The 26,302-nt window shown below is 41.1% G+C and carries 23 protein-coding genes and 1 riboswitch; of the genes, 6 read left to right on the top strand and 17 right to left on the bottom strand.

Going from position 1 to position 26,302, the window contains the following annotated elements; translation table 11 throughout:
- The first annotated feature begins 35 nt into the window (after nucleotides 1–35).
- On the top strand, nucleotides 36–899 hold the full coding sequence (locus JOC77_RS14780; protein WP_204544494.1) for an NAD(P)-dependent oxidoreductase: 864 nt from the start codon (nucleotides 36–38) through the stop codon (nucleotides 897–899).
- A gap of 428 nt (nucleotides 900–1,327) precedes the next feature.
- Here JOC77_RS14780 and JOC77_RS14785 read toward each other — a convergent pair whose 3' ends face one another.
- From JOC77_RS14785 to pdaA, 12 genes are all read right to left on the bottom strand, one after another.
- Nucleotides 1,328–1,954 (bottom strand): precorrin-2 dehydrogenase/sirohydrochlorin ferrochelatase family protein, encoded by a 627-nt coding sequence (locus JOC77_RS14785; protein WP_204544496.1) that lies wholly within the window; start codon nucleotides 1,952–1,954, stop codon nucleotides 1,328–1,330.
- Nucleotides 1,935–2,690 carry a sirohydrochlorin chelatase gene (locus tag JOC77_RS14790; protein WP_204544498.1) on the bottom strand — a complete coding sequence of 252 codons (756 nt, stop codon included), beginning with the start codon at nucleotides 2,688–2,690 and terminating at the stop codon, nucleotides 1,935–1,937. The genes JOC77_RS14785 and JOC77_RS14790 overlap by 20 nt, the downstream gene beginning before the upstream one ends.
- A 17-nt stretch (nucleotides 2,691–2,707) precedes the next feature.
- Nucleotides 2,708–3,484 carry a uroporphyrinogen-III C-methyltransferase gene (gene cobA / locus JOC77_RS14795; RefSeq protein ID WP_204544500.1) on the bottom strand — a complete coding sequence of 259 codons (777 nt, stop codon included), beginning with the start codon at nucleotides 3,482–3,484 and terminating at the stop codon, nucleotides 2,708–2,710.
- Between the two features lie 249 nt (nucleotides 3,485–3,733).
- A complete protein-coding gene (gene cysC, locus JOC77_RS14800) occupies nucleotides 3,734–4,333 on the bottom strand; it encodes an adenylyl-sulfate kinase (RefSeq protein WP_204544502.1) in 600 nt (199 codons plus the stop codon).
- A gap of 10 nt (nucleotides 4,334–4,343) precedes the next feature.
- Nucleotides 4,344–5,489 carry a sulfate adenylyltransferase gene (gene sat / locus JOC77_RS14805; RefSeq protein WP_204544504.1) on the bottom strand — a complete coding sequence of 382 codons (1,146 nt, stop codon included), beginning with the start codon at nucleotides 5,487–5,489 and terminating at the stop codon, nucleotides 4,344–4,346.
- Between the two features lie 30 nt (nucleotides 5,490–5,519).
- Complete coding sequence (locus JOC77_RS14810; RefSeq protein WP_204544506.1) at nucleotides 5,520–6,587, bottom strand: inorganic phosphate transporter; 1,068 nt, start codon at nucleotides 6,585–6,587, stop codon at nucleotides 5,520–5,522.
- 14 nt (nucleotides 6,588–6,601) lie between these two features.
- Nucleotides 6,602–7,315 carry a phosphoadenylyl-sulfate reductase gene (locus JOC77_RS14815; protein WP_204544508.1) on the bottom strand — a complete coding sequence of 238 codons (714 nt, stop codon included), beginning with the start codon at nucleotides 7,313–7,315 and terminating at the stop codon, nucleotides 6,602–6,604.
- A 116-nt stretch (nucleotides 7,316–7,431) separates the two neighbouring features.
- Entirely contained in the window at nucleotides 7,432–7,542 is a 111-nt protein-coding gene (locus tag JOC77_RS14820) for a YezD family protein (RefSeq protein WP_204544510.1), read from the bottom strand.
- A 160-nt stretch (nucleotides 7,543–7,702) separates the two neighbouring features.
- A riboswitch (SAM riboswitch) is annotated at nucleotides 7,703–7,804 on the bottom strand.
- A gap of 812 nt (nucleotides 7,805–8,616) precedes the next feature.
- On the bottom strand, nucleotides 8,617–10,293 hold the full coding sequence (locus tag JOC77_RS14825; RefSeq protein WP_204544512.1) for a M4 family metallopeptidase: 1,677 nt from the start codon (nucleotides 10,291–10,293) through the stop codon (nucleotides 8,617–8,619).
- A gap of 760 nt (nucleotides 10,294–11,053) precedes the next feature.
- Nucleotides 11,054–12,436, bottom strand: a complete 1,383-nt coding sequence (rlmD, locus tag JOC77_RS14830) for a 23S rRNA (uracil(1939)-C(5))-methyltransferase RlmD (protein WP_204544513.1) — start codon at nucleotides 12,434–12,436, stop codon at nucleotides 11,054–11,056.
- Nucleotides 12,437–13,318 (bottom strand): DNA glycosylase family protein, encoded by an 882-nt coding sequence (locus tag JOC77_RS14835; protein WP_204544514.1) that lies wholly within the window; start codon nucleotides 13,316–13,318, stop codon nucleotides 12,437–12,439.
- A 190-nt stretch (nucleotides 13,319–13,508) separates the two neighbouring features.
- Complete coding sequence (pdaA, locus tag JOC77_RS14840) at nucleotides 13,509–14,306, bottom strand: delta-lactam-biosynthetic de-N-acetylase (RefSeq protein WP_377337209.1); 798 nt, start codon at nucleotides 14,304–14,306, stop codon at nucleotides 13,509–13,511.
- Between the two features lie 738 nt (nucleotides 14,307–15,044).
- On the opposite strand from pdaA, the gene JOC77_RS14845 reads away from it, so the two are divergent.
- Nucleotides 15,045–15,806, top strand: coding sequence for an SDR family oxidoreductase (locus JOC77_RS14845; protein WP_204544515.1), 762 nt, complete (start codon nucleotides 15,045–15,047; stop codon nucleotides 15,804–15,806).
- 99 nt (nucleotides 15,807–15,905) lie between these two features.
- Here JOC77_RS14845 and JOC77_RS14850 read toward each other — a convergent pair whose 3' ends face one another.
- The gene (locus JOC77_RS14850; protein ID WP_338047230.1) at nucleotides 15,906–17,456 is read right to left on the bottom strand and encodes a fumarate hydratase; all 1,551 of its coding nucleotides are present in this window, start codon (nucleotides 17,454–17,456) and stop codon (nucleotides 15,906–15,908) included.
- A gap of 249 nt (nucleotides 17,457–17,705) precedes the next feature.
- Here JOC77_RS14850 and JOC77_RS14855 point away from each other — a divergent pair, with 249 nt between their 5' ends.
- The gene (locus JOC77_RS14855) at nucleotides 17,706–18,287 is read left to right on the top strand and encodes a GNAT family N-acetyltransferase (protein ID WP_204544516.1); all 582 of its coding nucleotides are present in this window, start codon (nucleotides 17,706–17,708) and stop codon (nucleotides 18,285–18,287) included.
- A gap of 17 nt (nucleotides 18,288–18,304) precedes the next feature.
- Here the strand turns inward: JOC77_RS14855 and JOC77_RS14860 are convergent, their stop codons facing one another.
- Both JOC77_RS14860 and JOC77_RS14865 read right to left on the bottom strand, forming a co-directional pair.
- The gene (locus JOC77_RS14860; protein WP_204544518.1) at nucleotides 18,305–18,484 is read right to left on the bottom strand and encodes an SE1561 family protein; all 180 of its coding nucleotides are present in this window, start codon (nucleotides 18,482–18,484) and stop codon (nucleotides 18,305–18,307) included.
- A 209-nt stretch (nucleotides 18,485–18,693) separates the two neighbouring features.
- The gene (locus JOC77_RS14865) at nucleotides 18,694–18,843 is read right to left on the bottom strand and encodes a hypothetical protein (protein ID WP_204544520.1); all 150 of its coding nucleotides are present in this window, start codon (nucleotides 18,841–18,843) and stop codon (nucleotides 18,694–18,696) included.
- A 181-nt stretch (nucleotides 18,844–19,024) separates the two neighbouring features.
- Between JOC77_RS14865 and yfkAB the strand changes: the two genes are divergently transcribed.
- Entirely contained in the window at nucleotides 19,025–20,149 is a 1,125-nt protein-coding gene (gene yfkAB, locus JOC77_RS14870; RefSeq protein WP_204544522.1) for a radical SAM/CxCxxxxC motif protein YfkAB, read from the top strand.
- A 166-nt stretch (nucleotides 20,150–20,315) separates the two neighbouring features.
- On the opposite strand, the gene JOC77_RS14875 is transcribed toward yfkAB, so the two are convergent.
- Together JOC77_RS14875 and cax are read right to left on the bottom strand one after the other, a co-directional pair.
- Nucleotides 20,316–21,119, bottom strand: a complete 804-nt coding sequence (locus JOC77_RS14875; RefSeq protein ID WP_204544524.1) for a YfkD famly protein — start codon at nucleotides 21,117–21,119, stop codon at nucleotides 20,316–20,318.
- Between the two features lie 416 nt (nucleotides 21,120–21,535).
- Nucleotides 21,536–22,591: a calcium/proton exchanger gene (gene cax / locus JOC77_RS14880; protein WP_204544526.1), complete on the bottom strand. Its 1,056-nt coding sequence runs from the start codon at nucleotides 22,589–22,591 to the stop codon at nucleotides 21,536–21,538.
- A gap of 185 nt (nucleotides 22,592–22,776) precedes the next feature.
- Between cax and JOC77_RS14885 the strand changes: the two genes are divergently transcribed.
- On the top strand, nucleotides 22,777–23,955 hold the full coding sequence (locus tag JOC77_RS14885) for an MFS transporter (RefSeq protein ID WP_204544528.1): 1,179 nt from the start codon (nucleotides 22,777–22,779) through the stop codon (nucleotides 23,953–23,955).
- Between the two features lie 321 nt (nucleotides 23,956–24,276).
- Complete coding sequence (locus JOC77_RS14890; RefSeq protein WP_204544529.1) at nucleotides 24,277–26,211, top strand: heavy metal translocating P-type ATPase; 1,935 nt, start codon at nucleotides 24,277–24,279, stop codon at nucleotides 26,209–26,211.
- The last annotated feature ends 91 nt before the right edge of the window (nucleotides 26,212–26,302 follow it).

The following is a 26,302-nucleotide window of genomic DNA, read 5'->3' on the forward strand; positions in this document are numbered from 1 at the left end:
ATACATGTTTATAATATGTTAACGGAGGTTATTAGATGATTGGATTTATCGGTCTCGGCATTATGGGCAGCCGTATGGCAAATAATCTACTTAAGAACGGTTATAAGGTGATCTTATATAATCGTTCAAAGGCTAAAGCAGATCCTCTTTTAAAGGAAGGCGCCATTTGGGCCGACTCCCCCCGGCAGGTTGCACAGCAGGCTGATATCATTTTTACCATGCTTGCAAATCCTCAGGTAGTAGAGTCTGCTGCCCTTGGAAAAGATGGGTTTTTAGATGAGTTTCCAGAAGGCAGGCTATGGGTGGATTGCAGTACAGTAGATCCATCCTTTACACGAAAAATGGCAGAGGAAGCATCGAGACGCCACATCCGTTTCTTAGATGCCCCGGTTGCCGGTTCGAAAATTCCGGCTGAAAAGGGTGAATTGGTGTTCCTCGTCGGGGGAAATAAAGAAGATTTGGAAGAAGCAAGGCCAATGATGGAATTGATGGGTAAAGCCATCCAGCATCAAGGGGAAAATGGAAAAGGCTCTTCTATGAAATTAGTGGTTAACCTCATGCTTGCGCAATCAATGGCAGCCTTTTCAGAAGCCCTGACACTTGGAGAATCAATGGGGCTAGATAAAGAGACGGTTATGAATACTCTGCTTGGCGGAGTTACAGCAGCCCCTTTTCTAAACAGCAAAAGAGACAAACTCCTGTATGGTGACTATGGAGCTGAGTTCCCGCTTGAACATCTGCAGAAGGATTTACAGCTCGTGTCGCAGGCAGCCTACGAACATCAGGTTTCCCTTCCTATTGCAAATGTCACAAAGGAAATTTACGGGTTAGCTAAACAATTTGGCTACAGTAAGGATGACTTCTCTGCCATTTATAAGTTTTTAAATACAAAGGAATAAATCTGAGAGATTGTCCTCTTTGATTTATTTCATGAATAATGAGCCGCCGTCTATATTTATTAAAGCGGCTGTAAGACCGCGATGGTTTTACGGGTAAAGAAATGTATCCATTTTTTCGGAGTAATAAAGCATCAGTTGAGGATTTTAAGGAGTATAGCACAACTAGGCTTGTCTCTGTTGCATTTATGCTTTAGTTTTTGAACTTTATGCTTATGTGTTAAAGTTTTATGCTTATGCTATTAATACTGGGATTAGTCTAATAGTTTATACTTTTGTTTAAAGCTGATGATTTTATCCTCGAGCTAATGCGGATTACTGGTTTAACGGCTGCCATGGTATAGAACTAATTGTTCCTTACTTTTTAAAGTTCAAGTATAAAATTAGAATCCATGAAAATTGGGGCCTCCTTCTTGAAGTCCCCAATTTATTTACTCATTCATCAGTTTCATTCTATAAAGCTCTAGCTTTTTCAACATAACAGTTTGAGCCTGAATATTCGTCCTATACTCGTCCTCCAGAAGCTGCCATAACAGTTCTTGCTTTTCATCAAAAGAAACAGGCAGATCTTTAATTAATGTACGGCAGGTCCCTAAAAAAGCGGTGTATGGTTCCCATGAAGTATCAAACTGTGCATCCAATTCTTTTTTTAGTTTCCGAGTTAGCTTGGGACTTGACCCGTTTGAAGTAACTGCTACCTGCAGATGTCCTCGTCTTACAGTTGCCGGAAAGTTAACATTCCCTTCACCTGATTCGTCTACTACACAAACCAGCTGATGCGGGGGGAGTGAACTGGCGAGGGCGCTGTTTGCGCTGCGGTCATTTGTAGCCAGAATCACAAGCATTGCCTGGTCAAAGTCTTCTGGTACCGCTTTACGCTGGATCAGTGAGCAGCCATTCTCGCGGGAAAGCTCAAGCACTTCTTCTGAAAATTCCGGTGCAATAAAAATAATGTCAGCCTGTTCCTGTTCAAGGACTCTTGCTTTTCTGGCAGCGATACGCCCGCCTCCCGCAATGACCACCTTCTTACCTGACAAATCAATAATCAGCGGCTGCATATACGGTCCCTCCCTCAAGAAAGGTACGTTCAATTACAATATCGGAAATAGCCTGATGGCGGCAGAGGGGGCCTGTATGAAGAATATCCTGCCCCTTCTTCTGCCTCTTTTTTACTTCTATATTTATCTCATTTAAAAGCAGACCAGAAAACAGCAGATATGGAATCACGATAACCCGGCCAGGGCTTTCTAAGCTTATACTCTCTATGCCATCCTGAAATGAAGGTTCTGCTGCAGCCAAATAGCACACTCTGGTTTCATTTACACTGAGCCTGTCCTGAATTCCACTAGTAATCTTTTCAAAGCTTTGATGAATAGCCGGGTCGCTGCTTCCTCGGCCGACAATGAGTATAGAATCCGCTGGAGAAATGCTGCCAGCTGAAGTTTGAACCAGCTCGCAAATTCCGTCCAGTATACGGTCCTGAATTCCAAAAGGATCTGCCATAGAAACACGGACGGCTGGGTATTTATGAATGAGAGGTGCAAGTGCTTCCGGTATATCAAGCTTTATATGCCCGGCTGCTAAAAGGAAAAGCGGCACAACGGATATTTCCGTTGCGCCTCTTTCTATACAGCGTTCAAATCCTTTGGAAATTAACGGAGGAGTCAGCTCTAAAAAACTAATCTCTTGAATGGGAACCTCTACCTGATCCATCACTCTCTGGATAAACTGATTTGCTTCTTCTGCTCCTTTTTTTGACCGTGTGCCATGGCCCACATAAAGAATAGCTTTCAATCTGACGCCTCCTTTTATTAGCCGTGAATGACCGGAAGATGAGGAGCAATCTCTTCATCAAACCAGTGAAGTTTATGGTGCAGGCGGACAACCTCTCCGATAACCATCATGCTTGGATTGGCTATGCCAGCCTCTTTTACTTTCGTTTCAATGGTCTCAAGCGTCCCTGCAACCGTATGCTGGCCGCCCAGTGTTCCCCAGTGGACCAATGCAATTGGGGTTTGCGGTGATTTTCCATTTTGGAGCAGATGCTTAATGATATTAGGCAGATGGGAAACTCCCATGTATACACATATCGTATCAACAGCATGGGCCAGGTGGGCCCATTGATGTTCCGCTTCCTCATCCCCGGCCTGATGGCCCGTTACAAATGCAAAGCTTTTGCTTAGCGTCCTGTGAGTAACAGGAATGCCAGCATAAGCCGGTGCTGCAATTCCTGCAGTTATTCCCGGAACAATTTCAAATTCTACATCATGATTCCTGCACTCTTCTGCTTCCTCACCTCCGCGCCCGAACACAAAAGGGTCTCCGCCTTTTAAACGGACCACAATACTCCCCTTTTTGGCGTATTTAATGAGAAAAGCATTGATCGTCTCTTGCTTCATAGTGTGATAATGAGGCAGCTTGCCGCAATAAATGAGCTGGGCTTCTTTTTTCGCATGCTTAAGCAGTTCAGGATTAACAAGACGGTCATAAAGAATCACATCTGCCTCCTGCAGGCAGCGCAGTCCTTTTACGGTAATTAAATCCGGGTCCCCTGGTCCTGCTCCCACTAAATAAACTTTACCAGCCATCTCATTGCCACCCTTTCTCGTATGCATAAGGGATACCAACGCTATTGTTTACGAAGCGCTGATATCCCATTAAAAGTATGTTTATGATTTCAAGTATACATGAATCAAACTAATGAAGCATCCTAAAAACAGCAGTCTTGCCTCAGTGAGGTTCAAGTATTCCAGCTCTATCAGCTTCTGATCAAGACCCGGCTATTCTAAGTATGCCTGCCTGCCAGCTCTGTAATAACTGGAAAGCTGGGCGTTTTATTAAAAAATGTTCTGCTTACGAAGATAGTCAGAGATCGCCAATACGGCCTGCTCTATGGTCAGCTGATCAGAACGCAATGTAATTTCAGGATTTTCCGGAGCTTCGTAAGGTGAATCAATTCCAGTGAAATCTTTGATCTCACCTCTGCGCGCCTTAGCATATAGCTGCTTTGGATCACGTCTTTCGCATTCATCTAAGGGACAATCCACAAACACTTCAATAAACTCGCCGTTTTCAAAGAGGGCTCTCACCTGATCCCGGTCTGAACGGAAAGGAGAGATAAAAGCGGTTGTAACTACTTTGCCGCTATCGACAAACAGCTTGGCCACTTCACCGATGCGCCGGATATTTTCTGTCCGGTCAGCATCTGTAAATCCAAGATCTCGATTTAAGCCATGTCTTATATTATCTCCATCAAGTACGTATTCGTTAATTCCCTGCTGGTACATATAGCTTGAAAAAGCATTTGCAATAGTAGACTTTCCAGAGCCTGATAATCCTGTAAACCATAATACACAGCTGCCGTGCCCATTTTGGATGCGGCGGTCTTCTTTAGTAATTGAGGCTTCGTGCCAGGTTATATTCGTTGCTTTTGTCATCACGATCCTCCTAAACAGTTGCTTTGTCTTTTAGTCCTTTAATTAATACTTCGACTACTTCCTTGCGGCTGAATGTGGATGGCGGCAGTTCTCCTGCACGCAGCAATTCACGAACCTTTGTACCTGATAGAATCACACGATCTTCTTTCCCATGCGGGCAGGTCTTATTAGAAGCCATTCCCTCACACGCATTGCAATAAAAGCTGTGTTCAAAAAATAAAGGTTTTATACCAAGTTCCTCTTCTGTAAACTCATTGAATATATACTGAGCATCATATGTTCCATAATAATCACCGACTCCAGCGTGGTCACGCCCAACTATAAAATGTGTACAGCCGAAATTTTTTCGGGCGATCGCATGAAAAATGGCCTCCCGCGGCCCAGCATATCTCATAGCTGCCGGGTAGACTCCAAGCTGAACTCTTTCCGCTGGGTAATAATTGTCTAAAAGAACGCGATAGCTTTCAAGTCTTATATCAGCAGGAATATCATCTGATTTAGTTTCTCCAACAAGCGGATTCAGGAAAAGGCCGTCAACGGTTTCAAGCGCTGCTTTTTGAATGTATTCATGAGCACGATGTACCGGATTCCTCGTTTGAAATCCAACCACTGTTTTCCAGCCTTTTTCTGTAAATAAAGCACGAGTATGCTCAGGCTCAAACCAAACATCGCTTGCTACACCCTTGTCAGATTTTTTAATAAGGGTGACTTTTCCCGCAACATAGAAAGATCCTCGTTCAAACAGGCGTTTAACACCCGGATGGGCAATCTCTTCTGTTTTATATACTTCACGGGCTTCTTTGCTAAGATCCGGTTCGTATATTTCAGAAACGGTGATTACACCTACCGCTTCTTCCTTATAGGAAAGTTTAATCGTTTCTCCGATTTCAAGACCGGCAGCTGTTTCAGCTGAAACTGGGAGTGTAACAGGAATAGACCAGACAGTGCCATTTGATAGTCTCATAGTTTCCACTACAGATTCATAATCTTGTTTTCCAAGAAAACCTTCGAGCGGACTGAAGAGGCCTACGCCGATTAATTCCAAATCACTATAGGCTACAGCATCTATTGCAATTTCCTTTTGAGCTTCCGTTAAATTATATGAAGGATTATAGGCGGAAACAAGCTTTCCTCCATGAGGGTTTGGCAATGACATCAATGATCAACCTTTCTTAATAAAAAAATTTTAATGTTCTTCAGAAAGAAGTATTTTTCCTGTCTCGGATGGCTTTTTCATTAAAAACTTAATACCAAATACGGAGATAAGGACTCCAATCATGACGATAATAGGATATATATTCTTTTCAATAATTAATTGAATGATTGTGAAAGAAAGCACCATGGATAAAACCGGCGATACAATCCATACCGCTAGCAGTTTGATCACAATATCTTTTTTAAGCACTTCTTTACCATGCTTGGCAAAACCAATTCCTACTATGGAAGAGGTTGTTATCTGGGTTAAAGGTACCGGAATTCCAAAAATCGAAGCAGCTGTAACGATTCCTGCTCCTGTACCTGAAATAATGCACCCTTCTTCAAGCCGGAGAGTAGTGATTTTTTTTCCGTTTGTTTCGAGCACTCTTCTCCCCAGGAAAATGGCTCCTAATGATACAAATAATCCTCCCCATAGTATTCCGCTGCTTGTAGTGATCAAGTTTGCCCCAACCAGCGGCCCTACAGCATTTGCGACATTATTCATCCCTGCTGAAAAGGCTTCAAACAAACCCATCAGAACCACTAGTACAGAAAGAACACGTGCTGCCCCCGGAGCTTCCACCCATACTTTAACCAACCGGCTTTTTAAAAGCGTTGCTGCCAAAATGGCAATAAAGAAAGCCGCAATGGGTGTCAGCAGCCAGAACATGAAAATCCATGCCAGCTTGCTTGCATAAACTGATTGATAAACCATTCCGGCTCCTATCACTGAACCTACTGTTACTTCGCTGGTGGAAAGAGGAATGCCGAAAACATTAGCCAAAAATAACGACAGCGCAGCCGATGTCAGTACAATAAGAGCGATGGCTGTAGTAAATGTATGTTTGGGAACAATGCCATTTCCTATCGTTTTAACGACCTCGCCGCCCCCGAGCCAGGCTCCAAAGAACACGGCTATTCCACACAGGATCAATGCAGTCAAAGGCTTCTTGATCACTCCTGCTCCATAGGATATTCCCATGGAAGCCGCTGCACCGCTGGCTCCTATATTCATTGCAAAAAACAATCCAACGGAAACAGCAAAGATTATGAGCATAATTTCATCCCCCTTTATCTAGTATGCAGGCCGCATTCCGTTTTTCCCGTTCCAGTCCAGCGCCCAGCCCTGCTGTCTCCGTCAGCTCCAACAGCTTGAGTACAAGGGAAGCATCCTATACTTGGATATCCATGATCGTGCAGCGCGTTATAAGGCAGATCTTTTTCTCTGATATAGTTCCATACTTCATCCCACGTCCAGTGGATAAGCGGACATATCTTAATATTATTAAACTTCCCGTCCTCATTAAGAAATTCTGTAGCAGCCCTTGTAGGGGACTGTTCTCTGCGAAGTCCGGAAATCCAGGCTTCTTTTGTAGATAAGGTTTCTCTTAACGGAATTACCTTTCGGATATTGCAGCAGCTGTTAGGCTCGCGTTTCCAAAGTGCTGTTCCATGCTGGGCTGCCTGCTCATCCAGTGTTAATGCAGGCAGTTTTCTCTCAATCTGTAAAGTCGGGAACCGGGCTTCTATTTGATTAATAACTTCATATGTTTCCGGGAAGTGCAGGCCAGTATCAAGAAATACGATATGTGCATCAGGCTTCACTTGATGAATTAAATCAATCAATACAATGGCTTCCGCACCGAAGCTGGAAGCATACACAATTTTATCTGATTCAAAATGGCTATAAGCCCATTCCAGTACATTTCTTGCTCCCTTAGTTTCGTTATCGGCCTCAAAGCTCTCAAGTATGGTTTGCAATCCATTTAATGCAGGTACTGTCATATTCGCAGTGCTCCTTTTCGTTTATGATGCCTTTAGCTGCACCTTTTCACTTTTATTAATCTAAAAAAGGCAGTCTTCTACCTATATTAGGTAAAGACCGCCTCTAGTTTGTCTAGTCAGCTGGTTTTATTCGGTTGAAGACGAACCTTTTCGTTTTTCTCAATTTGAATCACTTTGCCATCTTGGATCACTAAAGTAATGGAACCGTATTTCACTTCGGCAAGCATTCGCTCAATATGAGCTGCTAACTCTTCCCATTCAGATGGTTTCAGAACTGCCCGCCTCCTTTTTGCCTTTTTAATCTATTAAGGGGCAAAGAGCCTAAACTAATTAAGACCTTAAAAAAGCACCTTTCCCCGGATGAGAAAGGCGCACTTATTTGCACGAACCTTATCTCTCAAAACAATTCACATTTTGCTGGAATTGGCACCTTGCTTAGCAGGTTGCCGGGCGTCAAAGGACCAGTCCCTCAGCCTCTCTAGATAAGAATATATAAGTTTAGTTGATTTTCATTTATAGCCTAGTTTTTAGGTGGGAATTAACTATTGAAATTAATCCTACCATACCCATAAGATTTGTCAACAAGTTTTAAATAAAGATTATGAACATTGTAATAATTAGTATATTATGCCTAATAGCCTCATAATGTTTCTTCATTTTTATTTCTTACAAAAGCAAAAAAACCTGGCTGGATAAGCCGCCGGGCTTGGTATAATGACTGGTCTGCAAATGAAGAAGCAGGTTGCATTCATTTAAAGTAAAATCATTCAAGTAATATCCAATACATAAGGTACTAACCAATAGTACTTTTACAGAACTTATAGGCATTCTACTTTTATTGGAGCAAGTGAGGTGTTGCAGCAATAATACATAAATGAATGAGTTAGTAATTTAGCAGGCTCATCAAAGATACAAAAGGTGAGTTTTTTATCTTTTATCCCTCTTCTGAAGATTCAGCTTTTACTGTACGGAGAGTGCAAGCCTTTCACATAACAAACCCATAAAATAAAAAAAGTTATGCACAAGAACATGGAAAATGAAAAGGTTTTTCCCTTACAAAGCTGCCCACATCTTATGCACAACTTTTTATAATCTGCTTTTTTATTTTATTCGAAAGTTATTGTTTTAAAACAAGCTGTGTGACACTTTCCACCCGTTCAAAGTGTATGTGGCAACACAATAAAATGCTGGTGAGTCCATAACAAAAAATCCCTCAAACTCTAAGTCTGAGGGAGCCTAAAACGTACTTCAATATTCACATATTATCAGCTAAAAATTTTCTTGCAGGCAATCTGAAATAATTAGTATATTCCCACCGAATCAAATCCAGACTGAACTGCAGCCTCTTCCTCGCTGCCTTCACCATAAATATCGATTGCAGATTGCACAATAGCCTGACGTGCGTCGCTAAAATCGGAATTAGAGGTTAAATAAACAGTTAAAGCACGATAGTAAATTTTTCCTAATTTTTCCCTTCCAAGTTCTTGTCCAATCAAGTATGCGGCATGGTTTGTAATGGAGGAGTTAACATGGACTCCGCCGCCATCTACCGAAGTTGGCATGTTATAAAACTCGTCCATGTGGTCTGGATAGACTCCGCCATTAGTACTATACGCCCTTCTTTGCTCGTTGCTGACGACAACACTGTTTGGTTTACTTAAGCTGCGCAATACTGTTACACCGTCAGCTTTAGCAGCCGGTGCCATAATATCCTCACCCATTTCCCAATCACTATCGTCAACGAGTGCACCAAAGACGTCAGCAAACGATTCATTTAGTGCTCCAGATTGATTGCGGTATACTAAATTTGCTGAATGAGTGATGACACCATGAGTCATCTCGTGGGCAGCAACGTCAAGACCAGCTGATAGAGAAGTCATGAATATACCGTCACCATCGCCATAGGTCATCCAACGCCCATTCCAGGAAGCATTGTTGTAATTGGTACCATAGTGTACTTTAGAAATGATCGCCATTCCATTTCCATCAAGGGAATTGCGGCCATGTTCATTTAGAAAATAATCATAAACTTTTTCGGAATTATAGTGTGCATCGACAGCCGCCCGATCATAGTCGCTGATGAATGCAGCAGAATTCCCCACATAGAGAGTATCGTTACTAGCGGTGTTATCATTTTTAGCATCATACGTTTCGATGCCGCCAAGGTTCTCATGAGCGTAATCTGCTAACGCAAACTGGGTTCCAGAATTCGGTTCCTTCACTTTGGTAATATGTAATTCCCTATGTTCGCCATGTACACCTTTTCCGGAACCTTTCTGTGTTTTCATTTCATCCGCATGCATTAACCCATTATACTTATCAATTACTTCCCCCGTTTTTGCATCCACAAAGACAAACCAGTTTCCAGGCTCATCTCCCATGAAGTTAACATTCACTTTATAAGCTGTATAATTTTTCCCTTCAAAAGGAAGGACAACAAGCTCAGAAGTTGGCTCATATGTCAGCTCTTCGGGTGCATTGACTGAGGATAATGCCGTCTTTAGTGCAGCATTACTGCTTAAAGAGGTAGTCGTGTTTACTGCATCATCGGTAATCGTTTCATTTATTCTTCCGTTGACGGATACGACTTCATTATTCTTATCAAAATGTACAACAACCTCGGAACCTTCTACGTTCACTCCATTTACTGACTGATTAAATCGGACGTGAGTCATACCCAGTTCATCTTTTTGAACATTTTTCACTTTTAATTTTTTCTCCGGGTCACTAAGTCCAGTTTTTTCCTGTTTTTTCTTCAAATAATTTAATGCATTGGCAGCGGTGCTGGAAGAGAATTTCTCTGCAAACCGCTCCTTCAGAAATACAGGAACACTAGCTTTCTCATTCCACTCCTTAGAAGCTTGTCCACTACTTACTACGCTCGAATTAACCGGCTGCGCTAATACACTACTAACTTGGATAGAACCTGACATCATTACTGACGACAGAATTACAGGCACAATAAACTTTTTCTTCATTATTTTAGTCCTCCCATCAATTTCCATTCACTTTATTATAGATTGATAGTAAATAAATATCATGAATAGTTTGAATTATTTGAATACTATAAAATAGTGGATAAATTAGCCTAGTAGGCACATTAAGATAGGTATAAAACACTATTAAGCAAGCTATAAAAAAACCTTAGTACAAATGAAAAACAGGAAATAACAGACAGAACATGGATTGGACAAGAAAAAGACCCTGTTTTCGTAAAAACTTTTACGAAAACAGGGTCTTTTTTTGATAAACATTGGGGTTATCTCTTTTGTTCAATGAAAATAAAGTCCTGCTACTCTACCAAGCCTCAACCCGCATCATTACGCCATCCAAATTACTCCCATTAAAATAAAGTCATGCACAAATCACTCTTTCCCACGATTTTCTTCTCTCTTTTTTCTGCCACAACTTTTTTATTTTGAAAATAAAGTTATGGTATTTCTCCTGCTTTTCTTCCTGCCTTTTTCTCCTGCTTTATTACGCTCTTTTTTCAGGCTTTTGGGGTTCTTAGAATCCCTCTCGCTTTCATTCAAGCGTTGATTTATCAGTATTTCCACTGCTTTATTTCCGATTTTATTCGGTCATTAAAGACACAAAAAAGGATGGGAATCCTGTTCCCACCCTCTTTGTCCTCATTCTTTTCAAACCTGTTTATCCACACTTTTTCCACAGCAATATCAAGACTTTGTTTTGATTATGGCAAGGGTTTGTTATGAATGTCAGGAGTTTATTTTGGCTTTACATCTTTAATAAGAGTTGTACGACGCACTCAACCTGTGCTGTCTGAGGAAACATATCAACGGGCTGTATATATTCAATCTTATAGAATTTACTTAAAAACTCCAGGTTCTTCGCAAGCGTCGAAGGATTACAGGATACATAGACGATTTTTTTCGGCTTCACTTTTATAATGGTTTGAAGGAGTTTATCGTCAAGCCCTGATCTCGGCGGATCGACCACCATAACGTCCGAATTCCAGCCTTCTTTGGACCATTTAGGCAGGATATCTTCTGCTTTTCCTACTTCATATTGTGCATGTTTCACTCCATGGCGGGCTGCATTTTTCTTCGCATCCAGAATAGATTCTTTTATGATATCCATTCCACGGATTTCTTTAGCGCCATCCGCCAGCCATAACCCAATGGTTCCGACACCGCAATAAGCATCTACGACTCGTTCTTTCCCGGTTAGAGAAGCTGCTTTTTTCACTTCATCGTACATTTTAACAGTTTGAACAGGATTCAACTGGAAGAAAGTCCGGGCAGACAGTTCATAAGACATATCTCCTAATGTCTCTCTTATTACATTTTCGCCTGCCAAATGAATCGACTTTTCACCGAAAATTAAGGATGTATTTTTCGAATTGATATTTTGGATTACGGATTTAACCTCTGGGAGCTGTTTTTTGATCTGAGTAATAAGCTCTTCTTTATGCGGAAGAGCTTCCGCAGCTGTTATTATGACTACCTGGAGTTCACCCGTTTCAAAGCCCACCCGGGTCACAATCGTTCTGACTACCCCTTTTTTCTTGCGTTCGTTATAAACAGGGATTTGCAGTTTCGCAATAATTTTCTTTACGGTCCTTGTCGCTCGGTTACTTTTTGGATGCTGTACGATACATTCTGGAATATCAATCAAACGGTGAGTGTTGAGAGCATAGAGGCCCGCGATAACCTGTCCGTTTGGATTCGTTCCAACTTGGAATTGACTTTTATTCCGATAATGCCAGGGATGGTCCATTCCAATGGTCGGCCTGATATCCATGCCTGGTATAGTAAACCTAGTATGTCTTTCCAGAGCTTGAATAACGATATCCCGCTTTTCATGCAGCTGCCTTTCATAGGTGATGTGCTGTAGCTGACAGCCACCGCATTCATAATAGACTGGGCAGGGCGGTTCAGCTCGATGCTCAGATGGTTTGCGAATTTTTTTGATCTTTGCCTCAGCGAATTTTGGCAAAATGTTGGTTGCTTCGGCTATGACTTCTTCCCCAGGAATGGCTCCATGTACAAAAACAACCTGCCTTTTAAAATAACCTACCCCTTCTCCATTAATTCCGAGGCGTTTGATAGTCAAAGGAAAGGTTTGTCCCGTCTCAAGCTTTGCTTCTTGCTGTTTCACTTATTTCTCACTCCGTTTATCAATACTTCTCCATAAATAAAGAGAAGCATAGCTTAAATATGGGTCCCAGTTTTGGCTAAAGACTTCCATTTCTTCTTTTGTCGGCTTTTGTTCTAATTTATATAATTTCTTGAGAGCATTCTGAATTCCAATGTCTGCCACCGGAAAAAGATTCGGTCTTCCAAGGCCAAACAGCAGGAAATTCTCTGCAGTCCAGCGGCCGATTCCTCTTACTTTCACAAGTGTGTCAATAATCTCTGTGTCTGACTGTCCCTTCAGTTCTTCGAGGTCCAGCTCCTTATTAACAATTAGTTGTGAAAGCCCAATTAAATATTCCGCTTTTCGAGTGCTGAATTGCAGTTCGCGAAGCTGTTCGACCTCTAAACGGGCAGCCGTTTCCGGTAATGGGTAAAACCAGGCTCCATCCATTTCAAATCCATATGTTTTCACATACTGGGCGGTTAATGTATAGGCAAATGACAAATTAAGCTGCTGATGGACGATACATTTAACCAGGCAGCCATAAGGGTCGAAATCTAATATTAACGGCGTTCCCCGATGCTCTGAGAATATATCTTTTAACATGGTGCTTTCAAAGTGCTTATGAATATGTTCCAAAGGAAGATTCCACTGAAAAATGTCCTTAATCCGATCGACCGCTGCTTCCTTATGTTCACCGAGCGATCCGGAGAGCCTGAAGGATGGGGCATCTGTACTTCCCAATGCCTCTACCTGTATGACCATAGGTATAGTTCCAGAAAATATAGGAACTTTGATACTTCTATTATGAAAATCAACCACATGAAGAGGATCATTCGACAGCCTGTCTAAAACTAAATCAAAATTATAAGGTCCAATCACGTCAATAGATTCCGTCCACACAGATACTCATCCTTTGGCATTTTCCCCGTATTATAGCATGTTTTGTACTATTTTTCTTTATATACTACGGATCTCAAATGCGAATGACAGTTTAGTGGAGCTGTATGCGTAAAGTTAAAGGCTTATGGTCAACTTGATTTTTTGCAGGTTCATGGAAAGGACGCCTCAATTTTAGGATTCTTTCACAACCCTAAAATAACATGGGATCCTTTAATTCTTGGCTGATCATGAGATCGTCCAGCGACTTAAAAGTATATCCCTGTTTTTTTAAATCCACAATAATACTTTCTAATGCATCGGCATTATCTTTTGAAATAGTATGCAGCAGAAGGATGGCTCCTGGATGGATCTGGCTCATCACTTTGATATAAGAATATTGTGCACCTTTTTGGTCATCCACGTTCCAGTCGACAAAAGCAAGCGACCAAAAAATATGCTTATACCCAAGTTGATTGGCGACAGCCATGGTTCTTTCACTAAAAACGCCTCTTGGAGGACGCAAATATGCCATTCCTTTCTGCCCTGTAAGCCGTTCCGTTTCTGTTCTGACTGAATTAAGTTCTTTTGCGATTTCTTTATCGGAATTGGTCGTTAAATCTGGATGATACCAGGAATGGTTACCCACAATATGACCCTCATTGACCATTCGCTTAGTTAATCCCGACGCAGTTTCCAGATAATGACCTGTCACAAAAAAGGCTGCCGGCACTTGATGCTTTTTCAGTACATCTAATATCTGCCCTGTATATCCATTTTCATAGCCGTTATCAAAGGTCAAATAGATGTCTTTCTTTGTGATATCTCCCTTATATACAGCACCATGTCTCCTCAGCATATCATCCATCTTTTTACCGGCTTCTGCCGGCCTTCCGTCTCTGCCCTTTGAGAAACCCCAGTTATAACGAGCGTTTGAATAGAATGCGGAAGCTGAATAATTGCACGCAAGCCACATAACTAAAGCAGTTAGTATCAATACATATTTTTTCACTCTTACAACCTCCTGTGAAAGTTTTTTCCTTTTTATTGTTTTACCTAAGGGTAAAAACATGACAGGTGAAAATTTACCAATAAGGGCTGTTAAATTAGAGTTTAAGAAGCCTTTGGGCTGCATCTTTAAAATCAATGTTCTAGACTAGAAAATATCAGATGTACTGACAGTGTTTTAAGCAGACTGCTTGATAAATCAGCATACCTCTCATGACTTACGCAAGAATACCAAATCTAAAGCATACATAAGCATAAATACTTAAACCTTGATCATAAACTCCAAAAACTTAAGCATAGAAATCTAAATCTTAAGCATAAAATCTAAAAACATAAGCATAAATTGTGTAGGCACTAAGCAAAATTGCCATAATGTATTATATAAGTTGGCTTTCCATTGCTTCTCCCCTTAATTCCACTGCTTTTATACGAAAATCCGCTAATATTTCCTATATTCGACCCATTTACAGCCTCCGTTTCCCCAAAAAATATCAGCTCGTTTGCCCGGCACCAATCTATTTCCTGTGAGTAATCACAAATAGGCATCCCTTATTAATCGATGCTCCTTTTTTAATGGTTTGTAACCTTTTTGGCTGCTAAAGATTCAAATTTGGGGTAAGAACCGCAAAGCATTCAGCGCTTGATTTTCCTTTTTACGGAAGTTCGTTTTTCCACAAACGCATTTCCACTAATTGTATAATTAAGATATATAGGCATTTTTCTGAACTGGAGGAGGGAATAAATGAAAATTTTAGTAACGGGTGGAACAGGGACTTTAGGAAACTCATTTGTAAAAAATGCTCTGAAAGACAACATAGATGTTCGGATCGCGAGTCGCCGCCAGCCACAAGAACCATTAACAGAGTGGTCGTTTTTAGACTTAGAATCAGGGGAAGGATTAAAAAATTCTTTATTAGATGTTGATGTTGTTCTGCATGCAGCCACGAGCCCTGTTAAAAATACTTCAGCGATAGATGTGGAGGGCACAAAAAAGCTGATCGAAGCTTGTAAAGAGAGCAGAGTAAAGCATTTGATATTTCCATCTATAGTCGGCATAGAATCATTACCTATGGCTTATTACCAATCAAAGACCGAAGCCGAAAAAATTATAAAAGAAGGCGGGGTTCCATATACCATTGTTAGAGCAACACAATTTCATTCTTTGATGGATAGCTTGTTTCATACCTTAACAAAATTCCCGTTATCCATATTACCTGGACAATTAAAGTGTCAAAGTGTTGATGTGGATGAAGTTGCTTCTTATTTAATGGAGTTATGCCAATTAACGCCTCAAGGCACTGTCGATGATTTTGGCGGGCCTGAAATATTAACTCTTAAAGAAATGTATACAGTTTGGGAGCAGCATCGACATCCTAAATCCCTGCTTATTCCTCTATCCTATCTTCCAATTTCACTTTTTAAAGCGATGAAGGAGGGAAAGAATACCAATATTGAACAGAAAAGAGGGAAGAAAACCTGGGAAGAATGGATTAAAGAAAATTGAGCCTTAAATTAAAGTAAAATAGCATGTGATTTCATCAGCGAAATCACATGCTATTTATACGGGGTCCTCAGAAGAGAACGTCTTTATGCTCTTTAACTTTTAGTTGAATACCCGGTCTTTAAATTGGGACAGCTTTTCCAGAGAGCTCATCGCTACATCCTGATGCAGGCTGTTTCCGTGAGAGTCCATGGTTACCACTGCAGTAAAGCCTTCTACCTTGAGATGCCACATGGCTTCTGGTATACCAAACTGCATGAAGTCGACGCCTTCGACTGATTTGATGCAGTCTGCATAATATTGAGCGGCTCCGCCGATAGCATTAAGATATACGCCTCCATGCTCGCTAAGGGCTTGCAGGGTTTTAGGCCCCATTCCGCCTTTTCCGATAACAGCACGGATTCCGAATCTCTTCATAATGTCTCCCTGATATGGCTCCTCACGAATGCTGGTTGTTGGGCCAGCGGCTTTTACATGCCAGTTCCCGGCTTCGTCCTTAAGCACAACAGGGCCGCAGTGATAGATGATTTGTCCATTAAGATCGATTGGTGCATCATGATCAGAAAGGTATTTGTGAATCGCGTCTCTGCCTGTATACATCATTCCGTTAATGTGGACCACATCTCCAACTTTTAACTCTCTAATCTGTTCTTCTGTGATCGGTGCCTGAAGGACAACTTCGCGGATAGCGGTTTCTTCTGAAGAAGCTGCCACCTCTTGTTCCGCTTCAGCGGCAAAACTGATTTTTTCTCCGTCCTGATACAGCCATTGGGTTACTTCTCCAGTATCCGGGCTGATTCTAACGCCTAAACGGCGGTATGCCCAGCAGTTATAGGCAACTGACACGAAGAAGCTCGCTGGAATGCGGTGCATCACTCCAATTTTACAGCCAAGCAGAGTTGTTTCTCCGCCGAAGCCCATTGTTCCGATTCCAAGCTTGTTAGCATTTTCCAAAATATATTCTTCCAGTTTATGAAGGTCTTCGATAGGATTCACATCTTCTACTTCTCTAAATAGCTGTGCTTTAGCAAGATCATATCCAGAGCTTCTGTCTCCGCCAATTCCTACACCGATAAATCCAGCACTGCAGCCCTGGCCCTGTGCCTGATAAACCGAGTGAAGAATGCATTTGCGGATTCCATCCAAATCTCGGCCTGCCCTTCCAAGCCCTTCTAATTCACACGGAAGGCTGTACTGTATATTTTTATTTTCACAGCCGCCTCCTTTTAGGATAAGGCGGGCGTCGATATAATCCTGTTCCCACTGTTCAAATTTAATAACCGGAACGCCATAGCCCAAATTATCTCCGCTATTTTCCCCTGTTAATGAATCAACTGAGTTGGGACGCAGCTTCCCATCCTTAGTTGCCTGTTTGATAGCATGCATGATCGCTGCATTTATTTCAAGCTGATTGACGTCTACTGGTGTTTTTACTTTAAAAGTAGGCAGACCTGTATCCTGGCAGATGGGAGATACATTTTCATCAGCCATTTGAATGTTTTCTGTAATCGTAGCTAAACTCATGGCTGCACGAGTACCCACATTTTCCTGCGCTTTAGCCTTTTTTATTGCCCTGCGAACGTCCTTAGGCAGATTTGTAGAGGTTTCTACAATCAATTGATACATGCTTTCTTGAAGTTTTTCTAGATTCACTGTACTTCCCCCTGTGCTACCAAGCTAATTTATCTAATCCTTCTTTTATTACGGCCTAAATCTATGTCTGATTATATATAAAATTCTAAAATACTTAACTTCTTCATTATACCCTTATCTTTTTTTTTCGAAAAGGTTTAGTGTGCAAACGGTAACAATTTTTATGCTTTTTTAGTATAGAGCAGGAATATATATTCCCTGAGAAGAAACCTATCTTATATCTTTTTTATATTTTGCCGGAGGGATTTTATGAATTTTACAGAACTGCATACACAACGGCTTGAATTAGTAGAAATCAAAGCGGAGCATGGACAAAGGCTGTATGACATTTTCTCTAAGGAAGAAGCGACCAGATACTATGGAATGGACGCTTTCAAATCTGTTGAACAAGCAGCAAATCTCATTCATTCCTTTCAAAAAATGTTCAGTGAAAAGAGAGCTGTCAGATGGGGAATTGTCTTAAAGGAAAACAATAGTCTGATTGGAACGATCGGGCTCAATAATCTTCAGTTATGGAATAAACGGACTGAGATTGGATACGACCTTCATCCTGATTTCTGGAGAAAAGGCTATGTCTCAGAAGCTCTTCAGGAAGTATTAAGACACGTTTTTGAAGACCTCGGCCTGCACAGAGCAGGTGCTGTCACTTTTCCTGATAATGAAGCTTCCTCAAGTTTACTAAAAAAATTGTCATTTAAGGAAGAGGGGCTTTTACGGGGCTATATTTTTCAAGGAGGGCGTTCCCATGATGCCTGTGTTTTTTCCCTTCTAAAGCCTGAATGGGAGACGCTCGTCGATCATAAAGAGCAAAAGGTGAGTACAGCCACATAGGCTGAACTCACCTTTCCTTACTTTTTCTTGAATTGTTCTACTTTTACTTCGAGATCATCAAGCATGTCAATCAACCGATCGATATCTTCAAGCTGTGCTTCTTCTGGATCAATATTATCCAATACTTCAATAAACATGGATAAGCGCTGTTTTAAATAACTTACTTGACCATTTTGGTCTTCTATTGCTTTTCCCATTTCAATCTTCCTTTCATCACTTCTGTCCTAAGTACGGCCGGTATAAAGATATATTTCCCAGTCTCTTTTCTTCCCAATTATAGAGCTTTCATTCAAATATTGATAGTTAAATGGATGAGAATCAGCATACCTTGGCTGCAGCTGACCCTTTATAAGAACGGTTTGAAATAAGTATCTAAAAAGCAGCCAGGAATCAGGCTGCCAGTGTCTTAACCTCGATTATTTTTTCCTTTTACTGCTTCACGGGTTAACCGATCATTCTTCAAACCCGTTCTGCTAAAGGCATTATCGCTCTCAAGAGGGCTTTTGACTGGTCCACCGCCCATATTTTTGTCTAATCCATTATTGTCTTTCGGCACATTAAGTCCCCCTATCCTAATTAATCCTTCATATTATCTGTTATTTATATGTTTCAATACGCGCTCTTAAAGCGTTTAAAAACAGAATAATAAATAATGGTGTCAAAATAAGTATTTGACATATTTTTTTTACTTCACCATAATTGTTTAGTATTTCTAAAAGTTAGGGGAAGCCAACGCTATGATCGAACACAAACTAAAGCCAATCACTATTTCCCATGATCCTTGGGAAGCCTATATGGATATTGAACAGTATGGCCAATTAACTTTATCTAATATTGAATTTACCACCACAACGCTTTGCAATATGAGGTGTGAACATTGCGCAGTCGGATATACGCTGCAGACAAAAGACCCGGAAGCCCTGCCGCTGGAACTCCTTCTAAGAAGACTTGATGAAGTTGGCTCTCTTCGCTCGTTAAGTATAACTGGAGGAGAACCGATGCTCTCGAAGCAGCAAACAAAAAATTACGTATTGCCGCTGCTAAAGTACGCACACGAAAGAGGTATACGCACACAGATCAATTCTAATCTAACTTTGGATATTAAAAGGTATGAAGAAATCATTCCTTATTTGGATGTACTGCATATCTCTCATAACTGGGGAACAATCGATGAGTTTATAGATACAGGCTTTGCAATGATGGAAAAAAAACCGGATCGAAACGTACGGGCAAAGCTATTTACCCGGATGATTGAAAATAGCAGATTTTTATCTGATGCAGGTGTGCTGGTTTCCGCTGAAACCATGCTTAATAAGCGGACGCTTCCATATTTGGAGCATATTCACCAACAAATTGTTGAAGAGATGGGCTGCAAGAGGCACGAAATTCATCCAATGTACCCGAGTGACTTTGCCTCTGCCATTGAATCGCTGCCTTTAGATGAAGTACGTACTGCGATTCACAAACTGTTGGATACACGAGATGAGAATGTCTGGATGCTGTTTGGCACTCTTCCTTTTTATCCATGCAGCAGTAATGAACAGGATGCCAAACTTCTTCAGCGGCTTTACAGCTCTAAAAATGTCACTGTCCGCAATGATCCCGACGGGCGTTCAAGGCTGAACGTTAATATTTTTAGCGGCGAGGTTATTGTAACAGACTTCGGAGACGCACCATCCCTGGGCAATATCACAGACACCCCTCTTCAGGAATCCTATGATAAATGGCTGCAAACCGGATTAGCCCGACAGTTGAACTGCCATTGTCCAGCTGTTAAATGTCTTGGACCCAATGTCCTTGTAAAAGATGCCTATTATAAGGACCTTGACTTTACAAGCCGTAAGTCCAGACTTGTCAGGTAACTTGGGGTTGCTTTTAGGAAATCCTAAGAGTTATGTGTAATTTTGATATAAAATCATAATTCCGTAAAGTTAAGCATTAACAAAAGAAAATTCCCTTTTTTCACCAAAAGTCCGGCAGAATTTCATAAACGGAAAAGAACTCCCAAACGAAGGGAGTTCTTTTACATTATCTTGGACGGCCAGACACCATAAAGCTGAAGGATAGGTGATCTTGAATAGGAATCCAGGCTCCTATTCCCTGTGAGGTCACATTCTTAACGGTAATGTACCGTTTTGTGCCTTTGAGAGTGAGGTAAACTTCTCCATAGGTGACTTTCCCTTTTTCATTAACTGCTGAAGCATAGGCATGCAGATAGCCCATTCTTTTAGCTGGGATATTATAAATTCTGTCTTTCTTTGTACCGTTTCCGATGATCGCTTCATAGGCAAGCGGCAGCTTCGTTTTTTCAGAAGCCTTGATGAGCATCATTTTATGAACATCATCAGCTGCTGGTATTTTTGCGGTAAGTCCTCCGCGCACAGTTTTTTGTGCTTCTTGAACATAGTGAATTTGATATGGTGATTCTCCGCCCCGGTTGTCATAATAATTCGTATTGATTTTTTGATATTCCCAGTTTGGAGCACTTTCAACAGATTGGTAATTCAGGGCCCAGTGGCCTAAATAAACGGTTGCACGGTATCCCAGGGCAAAAGGTGTTTTATTAATGGTCGTTTCATTAAGCATGCGGATAAGTTCAGGATTTTCAATTTTCACATTTGAGGACTTGATCAGCTGCTTCGTTAATTTGCTCGGTTCTAAGTACGGCATATCCTGTGAAGCATTTGGAAACGTATTTTCCTTGGTGATATTTAGTACCGACTGCGGAATGGCAGCCGCTGGTCTGATATGTTTAGCAGAAGCCAGGGAGGAAGTTCCAGAACCAGCTATAAGTGCAAAACAGAGTGATATGGATAAAGCGATTCTTTTCATGTTGCACTCTCCTTATATGCTTTAGAATCTTAATAAGCATAGGATGCTCGTCTTTTTTTTAGAATATGCAGATGTGCAGCACAGCCTTGCTAACTTTTTATTGAAAAAAATGTAACACATTTGTAAGTATCAGAATATTTACAAATTTCCGTTAATCTGTTATGATTTAACTACACCAAAAGCGAAGGAGGCGAAATCGTTCATACCCATCTACATACAGGGAGGTATGCCTATACAATCAGATTTCAGCTATATACGTGCAGAAAGTTGGTTAATGGATAAAATGGTTTCGCTAGAAGAGAAGAACAGCCTGGGGGTGGATTAAGCGAGAAACAATTTGTAGAACGGCCCTGAAATTAAACAAAATATTAATAATATAAATGACTCTGCACCTATAAAGTGCAGAGTCATTTTGGTTAAAGCAGATAAAATCCAATTCCCATAATTACATAAGCAGCCAGTAAGGTTAACCCCTCAAACCAGTTCGTCTCCCCGTCATTCGAGAGCATGATCATAAGGAAGACGGAAGTGACCATAGCGGTAAGCTCCGGCCAGGTAAAGACCAGCGGCATAGCATTTGGGAAAAGCAGTGAAATCAGTACAAGCAGCGGAGCTACAAACATGGCAATTTGCAAGGTGGAACCAACGGCAATTTCTACGGCAATATCCATTTTATTTTTGTATGCCATGACGATTGCTGAAGCATGCTCGGCGGCATTACCTACAATAGCAACGACTATTACCCCTATAAAAAGATCAGTCCATCCAAACGTATGGCCAACCTGTTCAAATGTATGCACCAGGTTTTCCGATACATAGGCCACCGCAATGGTTGCAATAGCCAGGATACCCATTGCCTTCCCCTTTTTCCATTCCGGCTCTTCATGCTCATGCCCTGCTTCATTCTGATGCTGATACACGCCTCGATGTGTTACAAGCTTAAAGAATAAAGCAGCAAGATACAGGACAATCATGATGATTGAAATCCCAACGCTTAATGTCAGCGTTTTTTGTTCATTCATCTGCTGGCTGAATACCTCAGGAATGACAAATGCAACGATAACTCCAAAAATGAGCAGTCCAGAATTGTGCCTGGCATCAAAGACATTAAACTTCTGCCTTTTATATTTTAATCCCCCCATAAAAAATGAGAGACCTGCGACTAAAAGAAGGTTTCCTATTACAGACCCTGCCAATGAGGCCAGGACAACTTCAATTAACCCTGCTTGTAAAGCGAAGATTGAAATAATCAATTCAACTGCATTTCCAAAGGTGGCATTTAACAGCCCGCCAATCCGCGGGCCTGTTGTTATGGCGAGACTTTCGGTCGCGCGGCCCATAAAGCTGGAAAGAGCCACAATTGTAAGACAGTAAATCACAAACATTAATATGGTAGGTAAATGCATAATGGAACCAATGACCGATAGGGGAACCCCAATCAGTACTGCGATTAAAAATATTTTATTAACCATATTTCCCTCCTAATAATAAGAAATGATTTCCTTTATAAGTCTCTTACTAAAGTTATGTAGTGTATATCCCCTTTACTTCACAAAATAATCCACCGCATGGGTATCCTTTACCTCATTTTCTGCTTGCATAATCCTCCTTGTTACTAGTAACATCAAGTATTATTAATTTCTATGGGAGAGAACACATGAATCAGTCAAAATTACACTTTTGGATCATTGTCAGCATTGTGGGAATATCAGGATTTTCACAAGGCATGTTATTACCCTTGCTTGCTATTATCTTTGAACACCATGGAGTCAGCTCCTCGATTAATGGCCTGCATGCAGCCGGTTTATATATCGGAATACTTTTGGCATCTCCATTTATGGAACAGCCGCTTAGAAAACTTGGTTATAAAAAAATGATCTTAATAGGAGGATGTATAGTATTCGCTTCCCTTTTCATGTTTCCACTTTGGACCAGTATTTGGTTTTGGTTTGTTCTTAGAATGCTGATTGGAATCGGAGACCATATGCTTCATTTCGCTACCCAGACCTGGATTACAGCATCCTCTCCCATTGAAGCACGGGGCAGGAACATTTCGATTTACGGCCTATTTTTCGGCATAGGCTTTGCAGCAGGCCCTGTTTTGACTAATTTAGTAGAGATTAACGAAAACCTTCCCTTTTTCATATCTTCAGGAATCAGCCTATTAGCATGGCTGACTATATTTATATTAAAGGATGACTACCCTGAACAGTCCATTGAAACCGTTTCTTTTGCAGGAACTATAAGCAGGTTTGGCCAGGTTACACGTTTCGCCTGGCTTGCTTTTCTTCCAGCCTTTTCATACGGTTTTGTTGAAGCATCACTAAATGGAAATTTTCCAGTATATGCTCTCAGAAACGGTATTGATGTATCAGCCGTATCTATTTTACTCCCAGCGTTTGCGATCGGTGCTATTCTCACTCAATTTCCTCTTGGGTGGCTCAGCGATAAAATTGGCAGAAAAAAAGTCCTTCTTCTTGTCATGTTGTCAGGCTGCGTATTTTTTATGCTGGCTGGAATGAATAAGGATTCTTTTATGGGATTATTTATTTGCTTTTTATTAGCTGGCATGATGACAGGCTCCACCTTCTCATTAGGCATCAGCTATATGGCTGATTTAACACCAGCCAGCCTGCTCCCTGCGGGCAACTTAATGTGCGGGATCTGTTTTAGTGTAGGAAGCCTCGCCGGCCCGTTCTTTGGAGGAGTTGTTATCGAGCACGTTACAGGTGCTGGCTTTTTCTATGTGATTAGCAGTATATTTTTCATTTGCTTTTTACTATTAGCCTTATTTAAACCTGTAAGTACAGAACAGTATCATTCGATGAAGCTATAAGTGTTCACTGCTTATGAAGTCGTCCAAGCCGTTTATGAATGAAAAAACAAGGGTACAGAAATTTAACGTATAAAAAAATTTTCCATTCATCTTTCTTTTACTTAGACTCTGTGATAGGATATAAATATATCCTAGATTAAACTAATTCTAATTTAGCAAACGCTTGGTTTTCTGTCTGAGAGGACTTATTTTTGCGTATAAGCCTTGCTGTCATCGGTAATGATGACAGCTTTAATATTTTTTAGAGGGTAATTGAGCTTGAATATCTTTCTCAATTAGAATTAAATTTCACAGCATGGTCTTAATAAAGGAGGAATAATTATGAATACAAACGCAAAGGTTTTAGATAGCTCTCCCCTTCCTGCGGAACCAAAAGGAGAATCTATTTTAGAGAAGCTGAAGCCCCATGCGGAGCTGGCTGCCGCCCTTCTCAGCGGTCTTCTTATTGCAGCTGGATGGATATTATCAAAAAATGATCTATCATCAGCATCCATTGCTTCCTATCTTTTAGCCTTTGTAATCGGCGGATTTGCTAAAGCAAAGGAAGGAATTGAAGAAACAATTGAGAATAAGGAACTCAATGTAGAAATGCTAATGGTCCTTGCTGCGATTGGTTCTGCCATAATTGGCTATTGGACGGAAGGGGCTATTCTGATATTTATTTTCGCGGTCAGCGGTGCTCTTGAAACATATACGATGAATAAAAGCCATAAAGAAATTTCTGCACTAATGGAGCTTCAGCCTGAAGAGGCAATACGGCTTACTTCAGATGGAAAAGAAGAAAAAATACATGTAAGTTCACTAAATATCGGAGACAGGATATTGGTGAAACCCGGAGAACGTGTTCCTTCTGATGGTGTGATCATGGAAGGTATAACTAATTTAGATGAGGCAGCCATTACAGGAGAATCTATTCCAGTAAGTAAAGGGAAAGATGACGACATATTTGCTGGCACTGTAAACCTGCGCGGTTCTATCATAGTTAAAATTACTAAATCTAATGAGGAAACTCTATTCCAAAAGATTATACAGCTTGTACAGACTGCCCAAAGTGAAAAATCCCCTTCTCAGCAGTTCATTGAGCGTTTTGAAGGCAGGTACGTAAAAATTGTCCTATCAGCAGTACTCCTTATGATGATCGCCCCACATTTTCTTTTTGGCTGGAGCTGGAATGAAACCTTTTACCGGGCTATGATATTATTGGTAGTCGCTTCTCCATGCGCCCTTGTTGCATCCATCATGCCTGCCACTCTATCAGCGATATCCAATGGAGCTAGAAATGGAATTCTGTTCAAAGGGGGCATTCATCTCGAAAATCTTGGGCATCTTAAAGCTATTGCTTTTGATAAAACGGGGACCCTTACAAGAGGAAAGCCTGAGGTTACAGATGTTGTTGTCCGTGCTGATTGGAACGAACAAGAATTTCTTCATCGTGCTGCTTCTATAGAAAACTATTCGAACCACCCTCTTGCGCAATCCATAGTCAAACACTTTACTAAGAGCTCGAATCTCGACCTCTTGACTCCTTCACAAATGGAAGATGTTTCAGGCTGGGGTGTGCAGGCTAGCTTAAGTAATCAGAAGTGGATGATCGGGAAGGCAGAATTTGTAGGAAAAGACCTGGCAGATTCTTTTCTAGACGGCATCGCAAGGAAACTATCGAAAGAAGGCAAAACACTGGTTTTTGCCAGAGATGATAAGGGAATAGCCGGTATTATTGCCCTGAAGGATCTGGTCAGGAGCGAAACGGCTGCCGCTATTGAAGAATTAAGATCCGAAGGTATTCACACAGTTATGCTTACTGGGGACAGTAGAGACACTGCACAAGTGATTGCAGCCGAAAGCAGGATAGACGAATATATTGCTGAGTGCCTGCCAGAGACTAAAGTGGATGAAATAAAAAACCTTAAAGAACGTTTTGGGACAGTCGCAATGGTTGGAGATGGGATAAATGACGCTCCCGCCCTCGCTACATCATCGGTCGGAATTGCAATGGGTGATGGTACAGATGTCGCCCTTGAAACTGCAGACGTAGTTCTGATGAAAAATGATCTGCCTCGAATCGCCGGAGCCGTTAAACTTTCTAAAAAAATGAACAGCATCATCAAGCAAAACATCATCTTCTCGATTTCAGTCATCATGCTGCTGATCTGTTCTAACTTTTTACAAATACTTGATCTGCCTTTTGGTGTCATCGGACACGAAGGCAGTACTATTTTAGTCATTTTAAACAGCCTGAGATTATTAAAACAATAATCAGTTGATTAAAACTTGTCCTGCATCTCTCCCTGATCGGGGGAGATGTTTCCTTTATCCGCTGCTTTTGCATTGAACTGCCTCGCACTCC

This window comes from Peribacillus deserti, from assembly GCF_016909175.1.
GTDB lineage: Bacteria > Bacillota > Bacilli > Bacillales > DSM-1321 > Paraperibacillus > Paraperibacillus deserti.